The organism is Gilliamella sp. Lep-s35, assembly GCF_009795845.1.
Lineage (GTDB): Bacteria > Pseudomonadota > Gammaproteobacteria > Enterobacterales > Orbaceae > Gilliamella.
Window position 1 is genome coordinate 12684 of sequence record NZ_WTEX01000011.1, and the last position, 25940, is coordinate 38623.

The 25940-nt window shown below is 37.0% G+C and carries 22 protein-coding genes and 1 riboswitch; of the genes, 10 read left to right on the forward strand and 12 right to left on the reverse strand.

The window, feature by feature from the left end:
- Nucleotides 1-115: 115 nt before the first annotated feature.
- Together aroE and aroL are read left to right on the forward strand one after the other, a co-directional pair.
- Complete coding sequence (aroE, locus tag GQ590_RS06450) at nucleotides 116-946, forward strand: shikimate dehydrogenase (protein ID WP_160407431.1); 831 nt, start codon at nucleotides 116-118, stop codon at nucleotides 944-946.
- A gap of 751 nt (nucleotides 947-1697) precedes the next feature.
- On the forward strand, nucleotides 1698-2210 hold the full coding sequence (aroL, locus tag GQ590_RS06455) for a shikimate kinase AroL (RefSeq protein ID WP_160407434.1): 513 nt from the start codon (nucleotides 1698-1700) through the stop codon (nucleotides 2208-2210).
- A 254-nt stretch (nucleotides 2211-2464) separates the two neighbouring features.
- Here the strand turns inward: aroL and GQ590_RS06460 are convergent, their stop codons facing one another.
- The 3 genes from GQ590_RS06460 to gltB form a co-directional block, all read right to left on the reverse strand.
- Nucleotides 2465-2743, reverse strand: a complete 279-nt coding sequence (locus tag GQ590_RS06460; protein WP_160407437.1) for an NINE protein — start codon at nucleotides 2741-2743, stop codon at nucleotides 2465-2467.
- Between the two features lie 669 nt (nucleotides 2744-3412).
- A complete protein-coding gene (locus tag GQ590_RS06465) occupies nucleotides 3413-4825 on the reverse strand; it encodes an FAD-dependent oxidoreductase (RefSeq protein ID WP_160407440.1) in 1413 nt (470 codons plus the stop codon).
- A 13-nt stretch (nucleotides 4826-4838) separates the two neighbouring features.
- On the reverse strand, nucleotides 4839-9296 hold the full coding sequence (gene gltB, locus GQ590_RS06470) for a glutamate synthase large subunit (RefSeq protein ID WP_160407443.1): 4458 nt from the start codon (nucleotides 9294-9296) through the stop codon (nucleotides 4839-4841).
- A gap of 378 nt (nucleotides 9297-9674) precedes the next feature.
- On the opposite strand from gltB, the gene GQ590_RS06475 reads away from it, so the two are divergent.
- The gene (locus tag GQ590_RS06475; protein WP_160407446.1) at nucleotides 9675-10856 is read left to right on the forward strand and encodes an NAD(P)/FAD-dependent oxidoreductase; all 1182 of its coding nucleotides are present in this window, start codon (nucleotides 9675-9677) and stop codon (nucleotides 10854-10856) included.
- A gap of 19 nt (nucleotides 10857-10875) precedes the next feature.
- On the opposite strand, the gene GQ590_RS06480 is transcribed toward GQ590_RS06475, so the two are convergent.
- On the reverse strand, nucleotides 10876-12315 hold the full coding sequence (locus tag GQ590_RS06480) for a sigma 54-interacting transcriptional regulator (protein WP_160407550.1): 1440 nt from the start codon (nucleotides 12313-12315) through the stop codon (nucleotides 10876-10878).
- Nucleotides 12316-12571: 256 nt separating this feature from the next.
- Here GQ590_RS06480 and lysA point away from each other — a divergent pair, with 256 nt between their 5' ends.
- From lysA to GQ590_RS06500, 4 genes are read left to right on the forward strand one after another with little or no spacing between them, the layout of a single operon-like run.
- Nucleotides 12572-13969 (forward strand): diaminopimelate decarboxylase, encoded by a 1398-nt coding sequence (gene lysA / locus GQ590_RS06485; protein WP_160407447.1) that lies wholly within the window; start codon nucleotides 12572-12574, stop codon nucleotides 13967-13969.
- A gap of 52 nt (nucleotides 13970-14021) precedes the next feature.
- On the forward strand, nucleotides 14022-15428 hold the full coding sequence (locus tag GQ590_RS06490; protein ID WP_160407450.1) for an APC family permease: 1407 nt from the start codon (nucleotides 14022-14024) through the stop codon (nucleotides 15426-15428).
- Between the two features lie 25 nt (nucleotides 15429-15453).
- Entirely contained in the window at nucleotides 15454-16560 is a 1107-nt protein-coding gene (locus GQ590_RS06495) for an alanine/ornithine racemase family PLP-dependent enzyme (protein WP_160407453.1), read from the forward strand.
- 53 nt (nucleotides 16561-16613) lie between these two features.
- The gene (locus tag GQ590_RS06500; protein ID WP_202112907.1) at nucleotides 16614-18008 is read left to right on the forward strand and encodes an amino acid permease; all 1395 of its coding nucleotides are present in this window, start codon (nucleotides 16614-16616) and stop codon (nucleotides 18006-18008) included.
- 79 nt (nucleotides 18009-18087) lie between these two features.
- On the opposite strand, the gene GQ590_RS06505 is transcribed toward GQ590_RS06500, so the two are convergent.
- The 7 genes from GQ590_RS06505 to GQ590_RS12875 all read right to left on the reverse strand — a co-directional run bounded on the left by GQ590_RS06505 (nucleotide 18088) and on the right by GQ590_RS12875 (nucleotide 22193).
- Entirely contained in the window at nucleotides 18088-18690 is a 603-nt protein-coding gene (locus tag GQ590_RS06505) for a MarC family protein (protein ID WP_160407455.1), read from the reverse strand.
- A gap of 147 nt (nucleotides 18691-18837) precedes the next feature.
- On the reverse strand, nucleotides 18838-19188 hold the full coding sequence (gene rplS, locus GQ590_RS06510) for a 50S ribosomal protein L19 (RefSeq protein WP_034900792.1): 351 nt from the start codon (nucleotides 19186-19188) through the stop codon (nucleotides 18838-18840).
- A 33-nt stretch (nucleotides 19189-19221) separates the two neighbouring features.
- On the reverse strand, nucleotides 19222-19974 hold the full coding sequence (gene trmD / locus GQ590_RS06515; RefSeq protein WP_160407458.1) for a tRNA (guanosine(37)-N1)-methyltransferase TrmD: 753 nt from the start codon (nucleotides 19972-19974) through the stop codon (nucleotides 19222-19224).
- Nucleotides 19975-19990: 16 nt separating this feature from the next.
- Complete coding sequence (gene rimM / locus GQ590_RS06520) at nucleotides 19991-20521, reverse strand: ribosome maturation factor RimM (RefSeq protein WP_160407461.1); 531 nt, start codon at nucleotides 20519-20521, stop codon at nucleotides 19991-19993.
- A gap of 23 nt (nucleotides 20522-20544) precedes the next feature.
- A complete protein-coding gene (gene rpsP / locus GQ590_RS06525) occupies nucleotides 20545-20793 on the reverse strand; it encodes a 30S ribosomal protein S16 (RefSeq protein ID WP_034900786.1) in 249 nt (82 codons plus the stop codon).
- A gap of 252 nt (nucleotides 20794-21045) precedes the next feature.
- Nucleotides 21046-21420, reverse strand: coding sequence for a DUF956 family protein (locus GQ590_RS06530; protein ID WP_160407464.1), 375 nt, complete (start codon nucleotides 21418-21420; stop codon nucleotides 21046-21048).
- 203 nt (nucleotides 21421-21623) lie between these two features.
- Nucleotides 21624-22193 carry a DDE-type integrase/transposase/recombinase gene (locus tag GQ590_RS12875; protein ID WP_202112908.1) on the reverse strand — a complete coding sequence of 190 codons (570 nt, stop codon included), beginning with the start codon at nucleotides 22191-22193 and terminating at the stop codon, nucleotides 21624-21626.
- Between the two features lie 249 nt (nucleotides 22194-22442).
- On the opposite strand from GQ590_RS12875, the gene folK reads away from it, so the two are divergent.
- From folK to gluQRS, 3 genes are all read left to right on the forward strand, one after another.
- The gene (gene folK, locus GQ590_RS06540; protein ID WP_160407467.1) at nucleotides 22443-22928 is read left to right on the forward strand and encodes a 2-amino-4-hydroxy-6-hydroxymethyldihydropteridine diphosphokinase; all 486 of its coding nucleotides are present in this window, start codon (nucleotides 22443-22445) and stop codon (nucleotides 22926-22928) included.
- A 136-nt stretch (nucleotides 22929-23064) separates the two neighbouring features.
- On the forward strand, nucleotides 23065-23520 hold the full coding sequence (dksA, locus tag GQ590_RS06545; RefSeq protein ID WP_160407470.1) for an RNA polymerase-binding protein DksA: 456 nt from the start codon (nucleotides 23065-23067) through the stop codon (nucleotides 23518-23520).
- A 43-nt stretch (nucleotides 23521-23563) separates the two neighbouring features.
- Entirely contained in the window at nucleotides 23564-24451 is an 888-nt protein-coding gene (gene gluQRS / locus GQ590_RS06550; RefSeq protein ID WP_160407473.1) for a tRNA glutamyl-Q(34) synthetase GluQRS, read from the forward strand.
- On the opposite strand, the gene moaA is transcribed toward gluQRS, so the two are convergent.
- Entirely contained in the window at nucleotides 24431-25405 is a 975-nt protein-coding gene (moaA, locus tag GQ590_RS06555) for a GTP 3',8-cyclase MoaA (RefSeq protein WP_160407476.1), read from the reverse strand. The two genes, gluQRS and moaA, sit on opposite strands and share 21 nt — an antisense overlap.
- Nucleotides 25400-25526, reverse strand: a riboswitch (molybdenum cofactor riboswitch). Its footprint overlaps the gene before it by 6 nt.
- Nucleotides 25527-25940: the final 414 nt, after the last annotated feature.

The window sequence follows — 25940 nt, forward strand, 5'->3', positions numbered from 1 at the left end:
TTTAAATTATTTTGATTAAAAACAAAAACGGTTTAATTTTATAATAAATATGTTTTAATACTAAATTATAGATTTTATCTATTAAATTTAATTTTTTGACTTTTATGGAGGTTATATGAACCAATTTACGCCATATAATATATACGCCATTATCGGTTATCCTTTAGGGCATAGTATGAGCCCTCTCATTCATACAACTTCATTTCAAGACTATAATATTCCTGCTGTTTTAGTTCCTTTTGCTACACCTCCGCAAGAGATTGCAGCTTTATTTAAATCAGTAAGATTATTAAATATTCGTGGTTTATGTGTCACTATTCCGCATAAACAAACGATTATTCCTTATTTAGATGAAGTGACCGAGCATGTAAAAAAAGCAGGAGCGGCTAATTTAGTATATTGGCGTGGTGATAAGCTCTGTGGTGACAATACGGATATTGTTGGATTTATGGAACCACTCAAAAGCAAAAAACTATCGGCAGAATATAACAAAGTGTTATTACTTGGTGCAGGTGGTGCTGCGCGAGCAGCCGTTGTTGGCTTACAAGAGCTTGGTTATACCAATATCACAGTAACCGATATTGCAGATGACTCAGCTCAAATATTAGCTAATGAATTCAACCTAAAAACCATTAAATGGGAAGACCGTGGCGAGGTTGAAGCACAAATTATTATAAACTCAACACCACTGGGCATGACAGGTAAGTTTGAAGATCAAACTCCTTACAAACAGGCTTGGTTTAAAGGCAAAGGTGTGGCTTATGACATCGTTTATACTCCATACAATACACGATTTAGACAAGAAGCAGAGCAAGCGGGTTGGGAATCTATATCAGGACGTGAAATGTTTATTGGCCAAGCAAATGCTCAATTTAAAATTTGGACAGGAAAGGATCTTTCTGAGCGTGCAAAACAGGCTGTAATTGATGCTTTAACTAAAAAATAATTTGTAGGAAAACGCCGAGTTGTTTACACTTTATGATTAAAATAATCCGCTAAAAATCATAAGGTGTTTTCTCTGAAATCGCTTTATGCGGTTTAACCGTATGATAAAAATTAATCAAACATTTAAGCTTTTGTTTTCACTCTTTGGAATCGTTAAATATTGGCTGATTATGCTGCATCTCAATTCAAAATTCGTATCACGTTTTCGGCTTTTCCACTGGTTTATGGGCAGGTGATTTTTGCTTGATATACTAGTTATCACACAGTTTATCTAAATCAATACAGTAGAATTTTTGTTAAAAAGCTTCAGGAGTGTACTACGTTTATGTATAAAAACCTTAAAAATCAAATAGATACAAACAGGCAAATATTCTTTGGTTTGTTGCTTGGTTTGTTTTTTAAGTAACGGCAAACTTTAGGTATCAGTTCACGGAAGCAATTCAATTTAATATAAAATTCGCTCAACTTAGTAAAAAACTCGGTTTGCATGTTGAGCGAATTTGTTTTTTATTTTGGCTAGCGCGATACAGGAAGGCTCTGTTAGTTGACTTCATCAAAAAATTTAGTGTTATTTAGGATTTCTTTATGTTTTAATGTAAAAATGACAAAAATTTTTTTAGGTAGCTATTGAAATTATTGTAAAAAATAATTTTTTCAATGCATTAAAGAATGTTTAAGAAAATATTGCAAAAAAAAGAACAAATCACTAGCATGACTAGCATATTCTGTAAATCAGAAAGGACATACCCAATATGAACAAAACAATTTTTTTAGTTGGAGCAAGGGCTGCAGGTAAAACAACAATAGGGAAAATGTTAGCTGATAAGCTATCATTTTCTTTTATTGACACTGACAGCCACTTACTTAAAACAACTCAAAAAACAGTCGCCGAAATTGTTGAAGAAGAAGGTTGGGAAGGATTTAGAGCAAGAGAAAGCCAAGTGCTTGTTGATACGACTAAATCTAATCGTGTTATTGCAACTGGCGGAGGAATGGTGTTAGCTGAGCATAACCGTAATTTTATGAAACAAAATGGCATTGTTATCTTTTTATCGGCACCTGTTGATACTTTAGCTGCTCGTTTAATGAAAGACCCCAATGTTGCTCAACGTCCATCACTAACGGATTTACCAATTATTGATGAAATGGAAAACATATTGTCTGAAAGATTACCTTTGTATCATGATGTTGCGCACCATGTGGTGAATGTTGATCAAGATAAAGATTTGATTTTGGAAAGAATAATTGAAATACTTGAACGGTAACTTTAATTTTTTCAGAAAATACTAACTGAAAACGGAATTTTTGACAATAGAAAATAGTGGTATAGAAAATTCTTGCATTGTTTTTCTCCAGTTATTCAATCAGTTAAAACTAGCTAAAAAGAGCTAGATAACAGCAGTTTTTCTTATTAACATAATAATAAAATAATGCTTCGAGATGATATCAAATTATAAAAAATAAGGCAATTTCAGGAAAACTTGCCTTATTTTTTAGAAAATTATTTTAATCAAACGTATTACACATTTTTTTTGTTTATAGTTACGATAGTATCCGTTGACGATTGATTTTGATTCATATTGTTAGTCGGTGATAAATTATATTTGCTTTTATAGATGCAATTAGCATAGTCAACCATACCACTAGTTAAAAATAGGTCTAAAAACCATCCAATACCAAATAAACCAACAGTAAAAAACCAAATAATGCCAGTAATCCATTTACCACAGTACATTCGATGGACTCCCCATACTCCAAAAAAGAACCACAATAAATAAGCAAGGCCTTTACTTCTCATACTATCTCCGTTTTATAATTAATTTATGATTTTATTAATTATTAATGTTTTTTGACATCTACTAGATTATATTTGTTAGCATCATATTTTTTATATAATGCACTATTCTAACGGATATCGTTCATGCCTGAGGCAATTAATAATTGATATAATGTCGGTTTTATTAAAATGTGATATTTTTACACTTTTTTATTTATTGTGCAAATAGATACATATAATATCACAACAAGTTAAATCTGTTTTAGGTAAACACCTTGATGTTTTCTTATGCTTTAACTTTTAAACTAAACTAGCTCGGTACAATGTTGACTGTGAGGTGTTAGCTTAATGTCCTTATGCAACTATATACACTTATTCATATCGCATTAATTAAATAGGATTTTTTTACTTAAACACGATACGTTCCTGAAACTTTTTAACAAAAAAAGGCTTTTGTTTGTTTAGGTAAACAGTGTGATAACCAGCGTATCAATCAAAAATTTACCAGCCACAAACCAATGGGAAAGCCGAAAGCGTGATACGAACTTTGGATTGAGGTGTGGCATAATCAGACATTATTTAGCGATTAACAAGAGAGAAAACGCCTTATGAATTTTTAGTGGATTATTTTAATCATGAAGAGTAAATAACTCGGCGTTTTCCTACATTTAATTTAAACTAAAATAGTTATTAAACCTCCAAATAATTCAAAATACCTTCAGCCGCTTTGCGCCCCTCACTAATCGCCGTTACCACTAAATCTGACCCTCGAACGGCATCGCCTCCGGCAAAAATTTTAGCATTCGTTGTTTGGTAGCCGTTGGTTTCTGGGGCGATGATTCGGCCTTGGGCATCAAAATCAACACCATGTTCTACTAACCAAGGCATGGCGTGAGGTCTAAATCCAAAGGCCATTACAACCGCATCAGCAGGTAAGACAAATTCTGAGCCTGCAATCACCACTGGTGAACGCCGACCTTTTGCATCGGGCTCTCCAAGCTTGGTTCGGATCATTTTCACGCCTGTGACTTGCCCAGTGCTGTTAATTTCAATGCTTAGTGGTTGTACATTAAATTGAAACTGTGCACCTTCTTCTTTGGCGTTTTTAACTTCTCGCTTTGAGCCCGGCATATTGGCTTCGTCTCGGCGATAAGCACAAGTGACTTCGGTAGCGCCTTGGCGAATAGAGGTTCGGACACAGTCCATTGCGGTATCACCACCACCAAGCACAACCACACGTTTATTTTTCATGTCAATGTAAGGCGTATCTTGAGTTTGTTGATGTTGCATGAGGTGCTTGGTATTGGCGATTAAAAATGGCAGTGCATCGTAAACACCGTTAGCATCTTCGTTCTCAAGCCCTGCTCGCATTGATTGATAAGTACCTGCACCAACAAATATGGCATCAAATTCATTGATTAAGTCGGTTAATTGCACGGTTTTGCCCACTTCAGTATTTAGCCTAAATTCAATGCCCATTTCGGTAAATATGCGACGTCGGTTAATAAGGACTTCTTTGTCTAATTTGAAAGCGGGGATACCAAATGTCAGTAATCCGCCAATTTCAGGGTGGCGGTCAAATACTACAGGTGTTACACCATTGCGGACTAAGACATCAGCACAGGCAAGGCCTGCTGGGCCTGCGCCAATAATGGCGACTTTTAACCCTGTTTGTTCGACATTCGATAGGTTGGGTTTCCACCCCATTTTAAAGGCTTCATCAGTAATATAACGTTCAATATTTCCAATGGTAACTGCTCCAAATTCGGCATTTAAGGTGCAAGAGCCTTCACAAAGGCGATCTTGTGGACAGACTCGACCACAAACTTCGGGCAGGCTATTGGTTTGGTGCGAGAGTTCTACCGCTTCTAGAATTTTACCTTCGTTAACTAGTTTTAACCAATTGGGAATATAGTTATGTACAGGGCAGCGCCATTCACAATAAGGGTTACCACAAGCCAGGCAACGATCGGCTTGTGCTTGTGATTGCGAGGCAGAAAAGCCTTCGTAAATTTCAACAAATTCAATTTTGCGGATGTTTAACGATTTTTTAGGCGGATCAACACGTTGTAAATCGATAAACTGATAAACATTTTGACTCATTTTCGTGTTCTCCTTATTGTGCCTGAACACGCAGTTCTGCTGATGAGCGACTGCGGTGCCCAAGTAATGCTGTTACATCACTGGATTTTGGTTTGACTAATACAAATTGTTTAGAATAATCATTCCAATTAGCCAAAATATTTTCGGCTCGTGATGAGTGGGTTAGTTGAGCATGTTCCATAATTAAACCGCGAAGGTGTTCTTCGTGAATGGCGTAATTTGCGACGTTTAGCATTTCGACCAGCTCTTTATTGATGCGTTTGTGTAGTTCGCCATCTTCATCTAAGATATAAGCAAACCCACCCGTCATGCCAGCACCGAAGTTAACCCCCGTTTTTCCAAGTATACAAACAATACCACCTGTCATATATTCACATCCATTATCACCAATGCCTTCAACAACGCTGATGGCACCGGAATTACGTACGGCAAATCGTTCACCAGCTCGACCTGCGGCAAATAATTTGCCACCTGTTGCGCCATATAAGCAGGTGTTGCCCGCGATGGTCGCTTCATGACTTAAAAATGCCGAGCCTTGCGGCGGACGAATGACAATACGACCACCAGCCATGCCTTTACCAACATAGTCGTTGGCATCGCCAGTTAGGGTTAGATCTACACCACCGGCATTCCATACGCCAAAACTTTGCCCCGCCGTGCCGTTGAAGTTTAGCGAGATCGGATCGGTGACTAAGCCTTGATCGCCATATTTTTGGGCAATATAGCCTGATAGGCTTGTGCCCACCGAGCGATCGGTGTTTTGTATATCAAAATAGAAGCTTTTGCTTTGGCGTTCATCCACCGATTGTTGGGCTTGGGTGATGATTTCTTTGTTTAGTACGCCTTTGTCAAATGGCTTGTTATCTTCAATGCAGTAAACTGGCTTGCCTTCAAGTGGAGTGGCTGTTTGAAGCAGTCCAGATAAATCCAGTTTTTGTTGTTTAGCTGTTATGCCATCAAGCTCTAAGAGTAAGTCTGTTCGCCCAATTAAATCGACTATTCGGCTTACGCCAAGTTCTGCCATGACTTCACGCGTATTGCGAGCAATAAAGCGGAAGTAGTTAATCGCCTTTTCGGGTAATCCGTGGTAGTGGTGGCTGCGTAATTTTTCATCTTGAGTAGCAACGCCTGTTGCACAGTTATTTAGGTGGCAAATACGTAGGTATTTACAACCTAAGGCAACCATTGGCCCTGTTCCAAAACCAAAACTTTCAGCACCTAAGATAGCGGCTTTGACAATGTCGGTACCCGTTTTTAAACCACCATCGACCTGTAGGCGTATTTTGTGGCGTAAGCCGTTAGCAACAAGGGATTGTTGGGTTTCAACCAAGCCAAGTTCCCATGGTGAGCCAGCATATTTGACCGATGTTAACGGACTAGCTCCCGTTCCTCCATCGTAACCCGAAATAGTGATTAAATCGGCATAGGCTTTAGCAACGCCTGTTGCGATAGTACCAACACCCGGTTCAGAAACCAATTTGACCGAAATCATGGCATTTGGGTTGATCTGTTTTAAATCGAAGATTAATTGCGCTAAATCTTCAATCGAGTAAATATCGTGATGAGGCGGTGGCGAAATGAGTGTGACACCCGGTACAGAAAAACGCAATTTAGCAATGTAAGGGGTGACTTTGTCGCCCGGTAGTTGTCCGCCTTCACCTGGTTTTGCTCCTTGGGCAACTTTAATTTGAATTACATCTGCACTCATCAAATAGCTTGGCGTTACCCCAAAGCGCCCAGATGCGACTTGTTTAATTCGGGAAACTTTAATGGTGTTGTAACGGGCAGGATCTTCACCCCCTTCGCCAGAATTTGAGTAGCCACCTAATGTGTTCATGGCTTCGGCAAGCGATTCGTGTGCTTCTGGGCTGAGCGCGCCAATTGACATAGCGGCCGAGTCAAAGCGTTTAAATAACGATTCTTCGGGCTCGACTTGTTCAAGCGCAATGGCGGCGTTTTTAGGTGGATTGAGTTTTAATAAATCCCGCAATGTGGTCGCTGGGCGGTTATTTACGATGTCAGTATAACGTTTGTAATCTTCATAACTGCCATTATTGACCGCTTTTTGTAGTGATTGTACAACATCAGGGTTATAGGCGTGATATTCGCCACCGTGTACAAATTTTAGCAATCCACCTTGATCTAATGGTTTACGGCGTAACCATGCTTGTTTGGATAAATTGAATTGATCTTGCGCAAAATCATCAAAATTTGCACCACTAATACGGCTAGTTACCCCTTGGAAACAAAGCTCAACGACTTCGTTGTGTAATCCTACTGCTTCGAACAATTTTGAACAGCGGTAAGAGGCAACGGTCGAAATGCCCATTTTAGACATAATTTTGTATAAGCCTTTATTAATGCCATTGCGGTAATTGGTTATTACTTCACGGTGAGATTTGTTGATGGTGCCATTATCAACCATTTGCGCTAAGGTTTCGTAAGCTAAGTAAGGGTAAATGGCTGTGGCACCAAAACCAAGCAGTACGGCAAATTGATGCGGATCGCGGCAACTTGCGGTTTCAACAATGATATTGGCATCGCAACGTAAATTCTTTTCAACCAAACGTTGTTGCACCGCACCCACAGCCATTGGTGCTGGAATTGGTAGGCGATCGGCTGCAATATTTTTATCTGATAATATGAGTAATACAGTTCCATTACGGACTTTTGCTTCGGCATCACCACATAACTGCTCAATGGCATCGCGCAGGCTACCGTCAATTTCATAGGTGATATCTAATGTTTCTGATTTGTAGTAGCGTGATTCTAATGCAGTTAATTGTTTAAAATCAGAATAAACTAAAACAGGAGATTTGAACGCAACACGATGAGCTTGGCCTTCGGCTTCGGCAAAGACGTTCATTTCTCGACCAATGCTGGTGGATAGCGACATAACATGTGCTTCACGCAATGGATCGATTGGTGGGTTTGTGACTTGTGCAAATTTTTGGCGGAAATAGTCATAGATTAGACGAGGTCGGCTTGATAATACAGCAAATGGGGTATCATCGCCCATTGAGCCCGTAGCTTCTTGTCCGTTTTCGCCAAGTACTCGAATGCATTGGTCTAGCTCTTCGGCGCTATAAGCAAATTGTTTTTGATAGGTTGCTAGTAAGGTATCGTCATAATCACGCGATCCGATGTTATCGTCAGGCAGGTTTTCAAAAGGAACAAGTCGTTTGACGTTTTTTTCCATCCATTCTTTATAAGGATGGCGTTTTTGTAAGTCGTTATCTGTTTCTGAAGAGTGTAAAATGCGACCTTCTTCAGTGTCGATAACTAACAATTCACCCGGACCAACACGTCCTTTGGTGACGACTTCGTCAGGTTGATAGTCCCAAATACCGATTTCAGAAGCGCAGGTAATCAGTTTATCTGTGGTAATCACATAACGCGCAGGACGAAGTCCATTACGATCTAAGTTACAGGCGGCATAACGTCCATCAGACATGACAATTCCTGCAGGGCCATCCCATGGTTCCATATGCATTGAGTTGAAATCAAAGAAGGCTTTGAGATCTTCGTTCATGTCAGGGTTATTTTGCCATGCGGGTGGTACTAGTAAGCGCATGGCTCGCACAATGTCCATGCCTCCGACTAAAAATAGTTCAAGCATATTATCTAATGAGCTTGAATCAGACCCCGTCACGTTGACGAATGGTGCTGCATTTTGTAAGTCAGGGATGAGTGGCGTTTTAAATTTATACGATCTGGCTTGCGCCCATTGACGGTTGCCTTCAATAGTATTGATTTCGCCATTGTGAGCAAGATGTCGAAAAGGTTGCGCTAAAGGCCAACGGGGTACGGTGTTGGTTGAAAATCGTTGATGAAATAAACATATTGCCGTTTCCATGCGGATATCAGCTAAATCTAAATAGAATCGAGGTAAATCTTTTGGCATACATAAACCTTTATAGATATTGACCTGATTCGAGAAGCTACAAACGTAAAAGGTGTCGTCTTGTACTCGTTTTTCAATACGACGGCGCACCATATATAAGCGACGTTCTAAATCAATTTTTGACCAACCTGCTGGAGCGTTGACAAATACCTGTTCGATTTTTGGTAGTGATGATAATGCAATTTCGCCAAGTACACTTTTATCAATTGGTACTTCTCGCCAACCTAGAATTGATAAAGTTTCCTCAGCAAGCTCTTGTTCTACTATATCTCGGCTAGCTTGTGCTTCGGGTTCGTCTTGACTTAAAAATAGCATGCCAACAGCGTAATTGGTCGCGAGTCTCCAGCCCGCTTCTTGAGCAACGACTCTAAAAAAACGGTCTGGTTTTTGTAATAAAAGCCCACAGCCATCGCCAGTTTTACCGTCAGATAAAATTGCTCCACGGTGTTGCATTCTGGCCAAGCCGTGAATTGCTGTACGCACCACTTTGTGACTTGGTTGCCCTTCAATGTGTGCAATTAAACCAAATCCGCAGTTGTCTTTTTCATGATGCTGGTTATATAACATATCATTGCCTCTAATTCATCGCTTTTATCATTTTGAGAAGGTATAGGCATTAATCCCATATTGGCTACAAAATTAAAGAAAAATCACCTTTTGGTCAAATAAATATTACTTATAAGTCAAGCTTTTAATAAGTGATATGGGTGTTATTAATAAAGCTAATAATGATAAATATCACAATGATTTTTAATGATTTTATAAGTTGGAATTATCTTTTAGTCGTCTAGAGGGCGATTTTTGATATAAGTTGTTTTTCTTTCTTGTTAAAAAGTTTCAGGGAAATATCTGTTTCAGTATCAAAACTACTGTTCAAGCTAATGGCTATGAGTAGCAATTGTATGCTGTTATAATTTGTTATCTTCTATTTTTGATCTTTTAATAATGCAAACGAAAATTACAATTATAGGCGCTGGCGCCGCTGGGCTTTTTTGTGCTGGTTTACTGGGGCAAAAAGGGTATGACGTTACCGTGATTGATAATGGTAAAAAGCTAGGTCGTAAAATTTTAATGTCTGGCGGGGGAAAATGTAATTTTACTAATTTGGACGTTGAGCCTAAACATTATTTGTCACAAAATCCGCATTTTTGTAAATCAGCATTAACGCGTTATACGCAGTGGGATTTTATTCATTTGGTGAATCAATATCATATTGCTTATCATGAAAAAGAGCACGGACAGCTTTTTTGTGATGATTCAGCTCAGCAAATTGTTGATATGTTAGTTAAAGAGTGTCAAAAAGGGGGCGTTAATTTTATGATGCAAACGCAACTTAATGACATGGAGTGTGATGCAGGTAAATTTAAATTACATACTTCAAAAGGTGTGATTGAGTGCGATAATGTGATTATTGCAACAGGTGGGCAGTCTATGCCTGCGTTGGGGATGACTTCGGTGGGGTATAAAATTGCCGAAAAATTTAATCTGCCCGTTGTTCCTGTAAAAGCTGGTTTAGTGCCATTCACTCTGCATAAACCTTTGTTAGATGTGCTTTCAACATTGTCTGGCATTGCTGTGCCAGTTGAAGTATCAATACCTAAAATCAGTTTTAAAGATAATTTGTTATTTACTCATCGGGGATTATCTGGACCTGCTATTTTGCAAATTTCAAGCTATTGGCAAGCAGGAGATACAATTCAGGTTAATTTGTTGCCGAATATGCATTTCGAAACAGAATTTAAACCATTATTAGAGCAAAACCGTAATCAAAATATAAAAAATTGTTTGGCTCAGATTTTACCTAAAAGGCTTGTTGAAGCATTAATGCAACTAAATTTAGTGGCCGATTTGACTGTGAAGCAACTTACTCCTAAACAACAACAAAATCTTTATGATGTTTTAACCCAATGGGCGATTATTCCTAATGGTACTGAAGGGTATCGTACCGCCGAGGTGACATTAGGTGGTGTCAGTACCGATGGGCTATCATCAAAAACCATGGAAGCAAAAAACCAGCCCAATCTTTATTTTATTGGTGAAGTTGTTGATGTGTCAGGCTGGTTAGGGGGGTATAACTTTCAATGGGCTTGGAGCAGTGCGTTTGCTTGTGCTCAAGCATTTGATTGATCGTTTTTGAATGATTAAATTAATCATTAATCACTCCCATTTGAATGCAATATTTTTTGACTTTATATTGTAACGTTGTGCGTGAAATGTTTAATATTTTTGCTGCTGTAATAATTTTACCATTAGCTTGATTTAAGGCATCAATGATAAGTTGTCGTTCGTAGTTTTCTACTTGTTCGGTTAAGTTATTTCCGTTTGGCGATGTGATTTGTGTTGTTTTGTTTGGCTTACTGCTTTCATTGCCTTGATAAAATGAACTATTGAGATCAAATAGTTCTTCGTCAAGTGTGATATGTTTTAATTCACCTGGTTCGCTTTGCAATACCATACTTCTGACTATAGTATTTTCAAGCATTCGCACATTACCAGGCCAAGGGGCTGATATTAATTGTTGTAGTGCATGTTCACTAATACCGCTGATAACAATATTTATATCATTTTTATGTTTATCAATAAAATAGTGCGCTAAAACGGGAATGTCTTCTGTTCTGTCTCGTAAAGCTGGGAGCTTTATTAAACCTACGTTTAATCGATAAAATAGATCATTTCTTAATTTACCTGTTTTTAATAATTCTGTTGGTGATTCATTCATCGCTGCAACAATACGAACATCAGAATACATTTCTTTATTGCCACCTAATGGCCAATAGGTTTTTTCTTGTAAAAATCGTAATAATTTGCTTTGCATATCTAAAGGCATGGCATTTAGTTCATCAAGAAACAGTGTACCGCCATTAGCAAGCTCTAAATATCCTTGTCGAGTTTCAGCGCCCGTAAATGCCCCTTTGACCGTACCAAATAGGGTGCTTTCAATTAGTGTTGTTGGTAACGCACTACAATTTAGGGATATGAAAGGTTTGTGTCGGCGCTGACTTGTTTGGTGTATTAAGCGAGCAAATAGCTCTTTACCTGTGCCTGTTTCGCCAACAATTAATACAGGAACATCATTTGCACCCAACATATTGGTTTGATCAATAACTTGTTGCATTTTTGAGGAAACAAAAACAATTTCGGGTAATGGTTGTTCTTTATTGTGGTATAACTTGCTATTTAGTTTAAAAACCTGATCTTGTAAGTGCCTAACAGTAGATAAATTTCGTCCTATTTCTATTGCGCCGATAATTTCTTTATTCTTATTATAAAGTGGTACGGTTGTGTGCATGTAATCAACAAATTTACCAACATGATTGTAATAACTTTGGTAATTATCTTGATATTCTTTACCTTGCTGTAGTGCTTGTAGCATGGTGCTGTCTTCTTTCTTCATTTTTGGATAAACCTTAAGTATGGGTTTACCAATAGCTTGCTCTATGGGGTAACCATCTAGTTCTGCACTTTCTTGATTGTAATAAATGTATTTGCCTTCTTTATTGATAATGGCGATTGGTTGATGGATTAGATCAAAAAAATGTTTAAATATATCTAGCGATTGTAATAATTCAGGATCGATTGTCATGATATGAGTGCCTTTTAATTTTGAATTATTTTTAAGCCTTGTTTAGGTTAATTTAAATCCTTTTCAACTCTTACTAAAATGACGAATTTTTGTCATAAAGATATGTTTTACACTATATGACTAATTTTCTTTTGTGATAATTATTATTAATGATTTGATTATTATTGTTTTTTAAGTTGGCATACTGATTGCATTACAGGTGAGAAGCCATTTTTCTTATTCATTATGTACTTTTATGTACTAATTAACTGGAGGTCATATGTCCGACACAATTATGTCAAATTATAACAAAATACGCACTGATCTTGTAACTAAAGATCGTCGTTTTAGTGCTGAAAGTGGCAAACTATGTTTTGATGGTATTAATTTAGAAAAGTTAGCCAAAAAATATCCAACGCCTTTTTATGTGTTTTCTGAAAAGGAAATTGATCGTAATGTGCAAGAAATCAAAGATGCATTTAAAGCGCATCCAAATACAAAAATCTTCTATGCATCAAAAACCTGTTCTGTAATGGGTGTGCTTAAAGCAATTAAAGATGCAGGAATTTATGCTGAAGCGAACTCAATGTTTGAAGTGCGTAAATGTTTAGATATCGGTTTCCCTGGTAGCCAAATTGTGTTTAATGGTGTGGTTAAAAAACCAGTGGATTTAGAGTTTGCTATCCAAAATGATCTTTATATTATCAATGTGGATAGCTTATATGAGCTTGATATTATTGATGAAATTTCAAGACGTTTGAAAAAAGTAGCAAATGTTTGTGTTCGTGTTGAGCCAAATGTTCCGTCAGCAACTCACGCAGAATTAGTTACTGCTTATCATGCTAAGTCAGGTATCGATTTAGAACAAGCAGAAGAAACCTGTCGTCGTATTTTAGAAATGCCATATGTTCATTTACGCGGTTTACATATGCATGTTGGTGATCAGGTGCCTGAAGCCGAGCCTTTTGCTAAAGCAACGAAGGTTTTAGTTGATGAATCACGTCGCTTAGAAGAAGTGCTTGGTATTAAATTTGATTTAATCAACGTTGGTGGCGGGATTCCTGTTCCATATAAATATGATGAAGAAAATGGTAATCCATTAGAAGATAATATGTATGCAGGTATTACGGCACAAGATTTTGCTGATGCGGTTATTAGTGAAGTACACAAATGGCGCACTGATGTTGAGATCTGTATTGAACCAGGTCGTAAAGTAACAGGCTCAGCTGGTGTGCTTGTAACTGAAGTTGCCTGTGAAAAACGTAAAACCAATTATGATTTAGACGGCAACATTGAGGAGCATGTTGAGTGGAAATTTGTTGATGCAGGCTATAGTGTTTTATCTGATAGTCAACATTTTGATTGGTTCTTCTATGTTTATAATGCTTCAAAAATTAATGAAACACATGATGAGTACATCAAATTAGCAGGTCCTTTATGTGATGGAGGTGACTATTTCCATGTAGGTGTTAAAGGTGAAGAATTCTTAATGCCAAAAGACACTCAAATCGGTGATATTGTGGCTTTCCTTGATGCTGGTGCTTATACCATCGAAAGCCAAACTGTTTATAACAATCGTCCTCGTACTTCTGTTGTTATGATAGATAAAGAAGGTAAAGATCGATTGATTCGCCGTGAGGACACTTACGAAGATATGGTTGGATACGACATCTATTAATCATCAATATCTGGGGCATTTTATGCTCCAGATATTATAAAGTGAGGTTATTATGAGTGATTCTAAAGATTCAAGCCTACTTGGTATTAAAGACATTGTTTTTATGAATGTCATTGCAATACTAAGTTTGCGCCAAATTCCGAATGTTGCTCCTTATGGAGCGTCAGCGATGGTACTTTGGTTACTTGCTGCATTTTGTCTTTTCTTCCCATTAGCGATGGTTTGCGGTGAGCTTTCAACTGGTTGGCCAAAAGATGGTGGTATTTTTGTTTGGGTAAAAGAAGCATTTGGTAAACGTATTGGTTGGATTGTTGTTGTTTGCTTTTTGTTTTCTTGCGTTCTTTTCTTCCCTCTAATGTTGCAATTTGGCTTTACTGCCATAGGCTATATGTTTAGTGCGGAGCTAGCTCAAAATCAAGTGTTTATTGGCGTTGGTTCAATGGTTGTGTTTTGGATTCTAACGTTGATGAATATTCGTGGCATGCAATGGACTAAAATCATTAATAGTGTGAGTGCATGGCTTGGCGTATTTATTCCTGCTGCCATTATTATTGTTTTAGCCGTGGTGTGGTTATTAACTGGGCATCCAATGGCAACAAGTTATAGCCATGTTAGTGATTGGATCCCTGATTTAAGCAGTTGGGATACTATCGTATTTTTGTCTAGCATGATGTTTGCATTTGCAGGTCTTGAAGTTGCACCTATGATTGCAGGACGTACGCGCGATCCTCAACGTGATTTTCCAAAAGCAATGCTAGTTTCTGCAATTGTAATTGTTGGTATTTATATGGTGGGTTCATGGGCAATTAATACATTGTTACCTGCAGCTGATACCGATATTGTTGCTGGTGTTATGCAAGCGATGGAAGCTGCGGCTAATGAATTACATATGCCTTGGTTATTACCTGTTATGGCAATTTGTTTATTCTTTGGCGCTTTAGGACAAATTAACTCATGGTTAGTAGGCCCTATTTATATGTTACAAGAAGCATCAAAAGAAGATAATTTGCTTGGTGAGCGTATTGGTCGTTTACATCCTGTGTATAAAACACCTGCTTTTGCTTTAATTATTCAAGCAATTATTGTTACTGTGCTTTGTTTTTCAACATTTGTGTCACCAAGTATTGCAGCGGCATATTGGATGTTAACAGCACTTACAACAATTTGTTATTTTATTCCATATTTAGTGATGTTTATTGCGTATTATCGTTTACGCTTTACTCAACCTGATGTACCGCGTAGCTTTAAAATTCCAGGTAAGATTATGCCAATTGTTTTACCTGCATTAGGATTTTTATCAACGCTATTTGCTGTCATTTTGGTCTTTATTCCACCAGCTCAAATTGATATGGGGGGATATGTTGAGTATATCGCTAAAATAGTAGGTGGTGCTGTGCTTGCTATTGGTTTAGCTGAGTGGATCTACTATCGAGCACAAAAGCGTAACCGTTTGCAATAGTAACAATATATAGAGGAGTAATTGTATGTACAAACCTATATTAGAAATTGATTTGCGCAAATTAAGAAATAATGCTCGCGTTGAAAAGGAATTGTTAGCTAAACACGGCATTGAAGTCATGGCTGTCAATAAAGTTTTTGATGGCTGTGTAGAAACCGCCAAAGCCGTCCTTGACGGCGGTATCGATGTGATTGCCGAGTCAAGAACTTACAATTTAAAAAAATTGAAAGAGGCTTTAAATTGTAAAACATGCTTATTACGCAGTCCTTGTTTAAGTGAAATTACTGATGTGGTTAAATATGCTGATATTAGCCTAAATAGCGAAAGGCAAGTTATTCAAGCCCTTTCTGATGAAGCGGTTAAGCAACAAAAAGTTCATCAAGTGTTGTTGATGGTAGATATGGGAGATTTGCGAGAAGGTATTTGGTTTGAACATGTTGATGAAATTATTGATATGGTCAAATTAATTCTTTCTTTACCAGGTGTTGAGCTCTATGGGCTTGGCACCAATTTCAACTGCTATGGTACCGTTTTACCAACAGTAAAAAATGGAGTGGACTTTTTACATATTGCGCGTAAAGTAGAAGAGTCTTGTAATATTAAAATTAACTATTTATCGGCTGGTAATTGTACAAGCTATCACCTATTAGATAAAGGTATTTGGCCAGAAGGGTTGAATCACTTAAGAATAGGAGGATTGCATGAATTTGGTATTGAGTATGTAGATATGAAATATCTGGATGAGTTTCATCATTCAAGCAAACCTGTTGATAAAGCATGTAGTGATTTGTATAAATTATATGCGCAAGTTATTGAGCTCAATAGCAAGCCAACAGTTCCTGTTGGTGAATTAGGTGTAGATGCATTTTTAAACAGCAAAACGTTTGTTGATAATGGTACACGCAAACGAGCACTTCTTGCCTTTGGACGGCAAGATGTACCCGCCGAAAGCTGTGTGCCTATCAATGATAAAATTACTGTTTTAGGGCAAACAAGTGATCATACTATTGTTGATATCGAAGATGTTTCTGAAACATTACATGTCGGTGATATGATCGGTTTTGAACTTGATTACACTGCCTTACTTATGGCTTGCCAAACAAATGGTGTAGAAAAACGGTTTATTTATTAATTGTGTTAGCTGCTGGGAAACCAGCAGTTTTTATTGATTATTAGGCGGTTTATATGGCAACATCAGAATCACAAGAAAGTCCTTATCCCAGTAGTTTGAAGAAAAACCTAAAAAATCGTCATCTTTTGATGATTTCTTTAGGTGGTTCAATTGGCACTGGCTTATTTATCGGTATCGCATCACCACTTAGTACGGTTGGTCCATTAGGAACCATTATTGCCTATTTAATGGCAGGAAGCATAATGCTTTCAACTATGTTATGTTTAGGCGAGCTTTCTTGTGCATTCCCTCATGCCGGCTCTTTTCAACATTATGCATTGATGTTTATACCCAATCCAATTTGGAGTTATACCATCGGTTGGTTGTATTGGCTTAGTTGGGTGCTATCTATGGCAGCTGATTTGACTGCTGCTTCTATGATTGCTCACCAAACTTTCCCTTCGATTCCTATTTATCTTTTTAGTCTATTAATTCTAATTGTTCTTACTTCAGTGCATTTAACCTCTGTTCGTGCATTTGGAGAAAGTGAGTATTGGTTTTCAACGATTAAGGTTCTTGCGATTATTGCATTTATTGGGGTGGGGATTTATTTACTTCATCACCAATATACCCAAACGCATATCTTACCAACATTTAAAACCGAAAAAGGCTGGTTTCCTAATGGCTTTTTAGCAATATTTGTTTGTATGACTATTGTTACTTATTCATTTCAAGGTGTCGAATTAATTGGAAATGCAGCGGGTGAAGCTGAGTCTCCGCAATCTGTTTTACCTAAAATTATTACTGGTGTTGCTTTTCGTATTATTTTATTTTATGTCTTGGCTATTGCTGTTTTGGCTTTGGTGTATCCATATGGAACAGAACATAATGAAATCAGTCCATTTGTGTGGGTATTTAATCAGGCTGGAATTACATTTGCTTCGTATTTAATGCTTTTTGTGATTTTTTGTGCAGCTATATCTGCTGCTAATTCAGCTATTTATGCAAGCTCAAGAATGTTGTGGTCTATGGCCCAAGATAATTTGGCTCCGAAATATTTTTCAGAAGTAAATCGACGAGGAGTGCCAACAAAGGGTATATTATTTATTGCTGTTATTGCATTAGTTTCTTTGTTTTCTAAATATATTGCGGCTGAAAAGCTTTATATTTATTTAGTAGCAGGTACAGGGCAAGTAGGGTGCTTTGCGTGGATTATTATTGCTTGGTGCCAATATCGTTTTCGTAAAGGTGTAAATAGCGGTAAATACGCTAAAGAGATGATAAAGTTTAAGTCACCACTTTTTCCTTGGCTTGCTGTTATTTCTATCATTATAAATAGTATTATTATTGTTGGTGTTTGGTTTGGTGAATCTGGGAAATTTATTTTATTATCTGAAGTTATATTAGTTATTATTATTCTTATTTCTTATTTGTTTTATAAAAAAAACAACCCAATTAAAAATGATTAATGTGATGTGTATTTGTATGCAATCATCTGAACAATGTTATTTTCAATATGATTACATACAATCACTTTTATTTTAAGCATTATTTTAAAAAAGCAGATATTCCTGTAAACACAACCTGCGCTGCAATTGCTGATATAAGTAACCCTGTTAGCTTTGATAAAATCGCAATTCCTGTATTTTTTAATACGTTAGCAATTCTTTTTGCGCATAACAGCATTGCATAAATTCCAGAAGAAGCAATAAATAAAGAGACAGCACCAATCATATTGGCCGCAAATCCAAGTGAACTTGTCCCCATTACAATAATAGTACCGATGGATGCGGGTCCCATACATAGCGGGATAGCAAGAGGAACTACACTGATATCTTCATCGCTATTAATTTTGTTCTTTTCAGGCGAGTCATTCATGAGTGAAACAGCCGTAATAAATAGTAATGCCCCTGAGCCAATTCGAAATGCATCAAGCGTAAAGCCAAAAACACTAAACATGGTATTACCAAAAAAGAATAGTACAATGCCAATGATGAAAACCGCACAAGATGTTTTGAGTGCAGTTTTTCGTTTATGTTCTTCATCATATTGCTTTGTGCCACTTAGAAATGCACTCAAGACAGCGGGCGGTGTCATTAATGCAAATAATTTTACCGTTGTCGATAAAATAGCAAAAATATAGTCAATCATAGCTCATCTTTTGTATTAATTATTTTAAAAACTACATTAATTTACCAACGATGATTGTTGGATTAAAAAGTTTTATACTATATATAAAAACGGTCACCACGAAGGTGACCATCTTAATCTGATATTTTTATTGATAACAATAAAAAATTAATTAAGGCGCTCTTTAATACGAGCAGCTTTACCACGAAGTTCGCGTAAGTAGTATAGTTTAGCTTGACGTACTTGACCACGACGTTTCACAGTAATTGAATCAACAATTGGTGAGTGAGTTTGGAATACTCGTTCAACACCTTCGCCATTCGAGATTTTACGCACTGTAAATGCTGAATGTAAACCACGATTACGAATCGCAATGACGACACCTTCATAAGCTTGAAGACGTTTTTTGTTACCTTCAACAACCCATACTTTTACTTCAACCGTGTCACCAGGGCGAAAAGACGGGATGTCTTTTTTCATTTGTTCTTGTTCTAATTGCTGAATAATTGCATTTTTCATAATGTTATCTCTTATGCTAGTTTCACTGAAATTTTAATTGCTTTGTTTATTGCTGTATTCATGTTTAAATTCAGCAAGCAAACATTGCTCTTCATCAGTCAGAGCTAGATTTGCAAGAAGATCTTCTCTTCTTAACCAAGTTCGTCCTAGTGATTGTTTTAATCGCCAACGACGAATCGCTTCATGGTGACCAGACATTAATACATCAGGCACCGCCATTCCATCTAACACCTCAGGCCGAGTATAGTGTGGACAATCAAGTAAACCGTTAGCAAAAGAGTCTTCTTCTGCTGATGATTGGTGATTTAATACACCAGGAATAAATCTGGCTAGTGCATCAATCATTGTCATCGCTGGCAACTCACCACCACTTAACACATAATCCCCAATTGACCATTCTTCATCAATTTCGGTTTGGATAACGCGTTCATCTATACCTTCGTATCGTCCACAAATCAAAATTAATTTTTGATTTTGTGACAACTCGCAAACACCTTGTTGGTCTAATTTACGCCCTTGTGGGGAAAGATAGATTACTTTTGTATTATCACCTGCAACTGCTTTTGCCGCATGAATTGCATCCCTAAGTGGTTGTACCATCATTAACATGCCTGGACCACCACCATAAGGTCTGTCATCGACAGTCTTATGCTTATCATGCGCAAAATTGCGCGGGTTCCAATAATCTACTGTTAACAGCCCGTTTTTTACTGCTCGACCAGTTACGCCATAACAGGTAATAGCTTGAAACATTTCGGGAAAAAGGCTAATTACGCCAATCCACATATTGTTACCTTACCAATTAAAAAGCAGGATCCCAATCGACCAAAACCGTTTTTGTTGTCAAATCAACTTGTTTAATAAATTGATCTTCAACAAAAGGGATTAAACGTTCTGTTGCTCCAAATGCATCTTTTAGATTTGCTTTTACCACCAATACATCATTAGATCCAGTTTCCATTAAATCAGCCACCAGTCCTAAATCATAACCATTAACTGTTTTAACTCGGCAACCAATGAGATCTTTCCAATAAAAGTCACCGTTGCTAAGCGCTGGTAATTTTTCAGCATCAACAAATACTTCAGCATTAGTTAGTGCATTAGCTTGATCTCGATCATCAATGCCTTTGAGTTTCACAATCATGTCTTGATTATGCGGTTTAAAGCTTTCTACGATTATTTCTTGCCATTGTCCAGCACGCTGGATATACCAAGGAGTATAATCAAAAATACTATCTGGAATTTCTGTAAACGAAAAAATTCTGATCCACCCACGAATTCCGTAGCTTGAACCAAGCTTGCCAACAACAATGAGGTTATCAGTATTCATCATTACAGTGACTCTTAATAACTTTATTAAGCAGCTTTTTGTGCTTGTTTGATTAGTGCGTTAACACGATCAGAAACAGTTGCACCTAAACCAACCCAGTGATTTACGCGATCAAGATCTAAACGTAATTCTTCTGCTTTACCTTGTGCAATTGGATTAAAAAAGCCAACGCGCTCAATAAAACGACCATCACGTGGGTTACGGCTATCAGTGACAACTACTTGATAAAAAGGGCGCTTTTTAGAGCCGCCACGAGCTAAACGAATAGTTACCATAACATCCTCTTAAGTTAAAAAATAATCTTTTTTCTGCCCAACATGGACAAAATCAAAGCCTCAGAATTATACTCTTTCTAGTAAAAAGTGCAATGGCTGATTGTTGTTGATGTGATTCTATGTTGTTTGTTTAAGCTAAGTTACAAAAAAGAATAAAAAAAGTAATACCATTATGGTTTATTTAATTTTAGTGCCACAAAAAGCACTAAAAATAGTCCATTTTATTTATGGAGGGTTATCATAATGATGATGCTATTTCTTTTTATTTTTTCGAAAAAAAGCTCGCTTTAAAACATCAAAAAAGCCCAGTGAGCGAACCATTTTTTGTCCGTCAACATAAACTCTAATAGCTTTTAGTACTTTTTTCGGGTCTTTAGATGCAAAAGTGAAAGTTCCATTTTTTTTGGTTTGAATTGAATAGCGAGGAATCCATCTACCGCCCAATAGCACAGATGCGACAACGTAGTCTACTTCGTCCCAAGGTATTTGTATATATTTATGAGGGTCATGTTTGTGATAGAACTCAAAGGCTTTGTCGCCAATCATAATATTGCCATATTCTGTAAAACCAACGAAAGCTGTGGCTTGAATAGTTAAGTCTATTTTAGTATTTAATGATTGAACCATTGTTATCCATAAATAAATTGGTAGTTTTATAAATTAACCTGTCGGAAAACGCCGAGTTGTTTACACTTCATGATTAAAATAATCCTCTAAAAACGCATAAGCGTTTTCCAAAAATCGCTTTATGCAGTTTAACGGTATTATAAAAATTAATAAAGCGTTTGAGTTTTTGTTTTCTATCTTTTGAATCGCTAAATATTTGCCGATTATGCCACATCGCAATTCAAAGTTCGTATCACTCTTTCGGCTTTCCCATTCGTTTGTGGGCGGGCCGGTTTGGTGAATTTTTGATTAATACGATGGCTATGACACGTTTTAACAAATAGGTGCTCGCTGGTGCCTTGATATTCATGCCCATTATCGGAATAAATACATGTAGTGGTATAAGGACACTGGGCTAACACATCGTCTTGTAAAAATTGTGCTGAGCTAAATTGGGATTTATCAGGGTAAATACCGGCATAAAGCTCACGTGAAAAATCATCAATGCCAACAAATAAATATTCTCTCGTTTGTTGTTTCGTTTCATTTTTAAGTAAAGGTAAACGTTTGGTATCAACGTGTAGCATTTCACCTGGATAGGTTTTGTTATCGCGTTTAGCTTGCCGTCTTAATTTATCTTCAATCGATTTTTCAACTTTAACCAGACGTTTAATTCCATAACTGATGGTTTTATAACGTTCATTTTTACTGGATAAAGGCACAAACAGCTTCAATCTAGCTTTCTTTAGTACGTTATAAATGGTAGGGCGACTGACCATAAAGCGTTTAGCCAAATCAGTGGCCGTTATTTTTTCTTTATGCTATAAACGCCATATTTCTTGTCTGTGATAAGGCGTTAATTTTGTTTTTTTATGTATATTCATTACAGTATTTTCTCAAATTACTGTAAACAACGAGAGGAATTTCTACAAATAATCAAAAACAATAATCAACAAAACAATATCGCCTTTTTTGCCAATGATATTATGTGTTAAAATTGTTATTATCAAATACAAATCATATCAAAAAATAAACGACTAATTATGTCTATTTGTTATATCGCCTTAGGTAGCAACCTTGAAGATCCATTAGCACAAGTTAATCGTGCAATAACGGCATTAAAGCTATTGCCTAACACAACTTTTTTAGAAGTCTCACCTTTTTATCGCAGTAAGCCACTTGGTCCGCAAGATCAAAATGATTATCTTAATGCCGTTGTAAAAATTACAACAACCCTATTCCCGATTGAACTACTTGATGCACTACAAGCAATTGAAAAAGTCCAAGGCCGTGTGCGTAAAGAAAATCGATGGGGTGCAAGAACCTTAGATCTTGATATTTTACTGTATGATGATTTAGTGATCGAAAGCGAAAGACTAACAATCCCTCACTACCATATGAAAAACCGAGAATTTGTCCTCTACCCGCTATTTGATATCAGTCCTGAACTTATTTTACCTGATAACGATAAGTTGTATGATTTAGTAACCAAATGCCCTAAAAATGGATTAGAAGAGTGGAAAAAGTAATTATCTTTATTAATAACATACAGTTGTACTATTTTGCTTATTTATAGGCAGAAAAAAGATAAAAAAAAATTTGCCAACAGCTAATTTATTGTTATAGTTTACCGCTTGCAAATAATCTGTACTTAAGGGGATTGCTGTGAAAAAGGAACAAAAATTAAATACATCTTCTCTTAGCCTGCTTTCAATTGCGGGGCTTAAGCCTTATCAAGAGGCAAAAGGCGAGGAGTATATGAATCCTAAGCAATTAAAACATTTTAAACTTATTTTAGAAGCATGGCTTGCTCAATTACAAGATGAAATGGGAAAAACAGTTTCGCACATGCAAGACGAAGCCGCTAATTTCCCTGATCCTGCTGACCGAGCAACGCAAGAAGAAGAATTCAGTTTAGAATTACGCGCTCGCGATAGAGAACGAAAACTAATCAAAAAAATCAAAAAAACATTAAAGAAAATTGAAAACGATGATTTTGGTTATTGTGAATCTTGTGGAGTTGAAATTGGTATTCGCCGCTTAGAAGCAAGACCAACAGCTGATTTATGTATCGACTGTAAAACACTTGCTGAACTCCGCGAAAAACAAATGGGCATGTAAACCCAACTTTCTTAGTCTTTTATTATCCTACCTAATTTGACCTATGCACTATATTGGTCGTTTTGCCCCGTCACCATCTGGACCATTACATTTTGGTTCACTGGTGACCGCGCTTGGTAGCTATTTACAAGCAAAATCTTGTCATGGCAAATGGTTGGTTCGTATTGAAGATATTGACCCGCCACGAGAAGTAAAAGAAGCATCATCACTCATCTTAAAAACATTAGAAGCTTTTAATTTATACTGGGATGATGAAATCTTATACCAATCGGCGTGCAGTGAACGTTATCGAGCTGTTTTACAATCTCTTTTAGATACACAGCAAGCTTATTTTTGTGACTGCACAAGACAACGCATTCACAATTTACCTTATGGAATTTATGATGGTTTTTGTCGTGATCGACATCTAAATAGCCCCAACCAACCACTTGCCATGCGCCTAAAACAGACTCAACCCGTATATCAATTTACTGACCGCATTCGTGGCATCCAAACGTTCGACGCCAAAAATGCCCAAGAAGACTTTATTATTCACCGCAAAGATGGATTATTTGCTTACAATTTAGTGGTTGTACTCGATGATCATCAGCAAGGTATTACCGAAATAGTGCGAGGCGCAGACTTATTGCCTGTCACCGCTAAACAGATTTCGCTCTACCAGCTTTTTGGCTTACCAACACCAAGCTACTGTCATTTACCATTGGTACTAGATAATAACGGCAACAAGCTTTCCAAACAAAACCACGCAAAACCCATTGAGGTCAGTAATACACAATCCTTAACAATACAGGCACTGCAGTTTTTAGGACAACAAATCCCTCAAGATTGGCAAGATGCCACGCAAAAACAGTTATTAGATTGGGCGATTAAAAACTGGAAAATAACCAATATTCCTAAACAAAATAGCTTATTAACCACCAACATAAGATAAGTTAGGCATAATCCCAACCTTATGGTCATGCAATAGATGTTTTTCAGGCTTTATCATCAACGAAGCAAAGATTCTTTCAATTAATTGTTGCTTTTGTTCTGAACTTTGGAGTAAATCACGCAAATCCACTGCCGCATCACCAAATAAACAATAATGCAACCGCCCAATCGATGATACCCTTAACCGATTACAACTGTTACAAAAATCTTTTGAATACGGCATAATCAGTCCAATCTTGCCTTGATAATCACGATGAGCATAAACCTTAGCTGGTCCAGATAAAGCCGCTTTAGGCTGCAACTGCCAACCTTGCTCAATTAGTTGTAATTCGATTAATTGCCCAGAAACATGGTGACGATTAAAAATATCACCGCTTTCGCCTGTTTCCATCAGTTCAATAAAACGCAATTCAACAGGACGGGGTTTAATCCACGATAAATAATCATTTAGATTATCATTCATGTTTTTCATCAAAACGGTGTTAATTTTGACCTTTTTTATACCCACTTCTAACGACTTTTCAACACATTGCAATAATTCTTTAAGCTTATCTTGCCCAGTAATTAATTTAAACAAATGGGGGGAAAAACTATCAATACTAATATTAATCGCATTCAAACCTGCTTGATGCCAATGATGGATATTTTTTAATAAACGCGAGCCATTAGTTGTCATGGCAATTTCGTTAATACTTGAATATGCAGAAATCAGCGACAAAATATCAACAAAATCACGACGCAAACTCGGTTCGCCACCTGTTAACCTAATTTTGTGCACACCAAGCTTGGCAAATGTTGATACTACATTATCAATCTCGTTAAGAGTTAAAAATTGATGTGTTTTATTAGGTTGATAACCATTAGGCAGGCAGTACTGACACTGAAAATTACACTGCTCGGTAATCGACAAACGCAGATACTGAAATCGACGTTGATAATTATCCATTAATTGCATATAAAATAAACACCTTATCCAAATCGGGAAGCATAGCCATTTCTGAGCTATACTGCGGCTAATCTACCGTATAAAATAACTATTTCACTTAGATAAAAGAGCTTCAGAGTTTGGCTCAGTCTAGCATAGACTTTATTTTTTGACTATGAACAAATTGGCCTTTACAAGTAAACGATTTTTGACGGAAATAAGATTTTTTTGGTTTTGAATGATGGAATAGATTAGGTATAAGAAAATGCTCCTCATGCTTTTAAGGCATACTTATCTATAAAATATAAGTATTTTGCATGGATAAGTTCGGCAGGTTTCTGCTATTATCAAGATCATATTGATTAATAAAAAACGGCGGAGTTATTCGCTTCAGATTGATGACAAAGAACTGGCTTTTTGGCGAGTTCTTTGAGTTAATAGAGAACAGTCCATTATAAGAGGAATTCTTCTATGCTAAAAAAACAACTCGAGCGACACCAGAAAAAATAAAGCAAATTTCGTTAGATGCTCTTGTCCCTCAAAATCACCTTGTTCGTAAAATAGC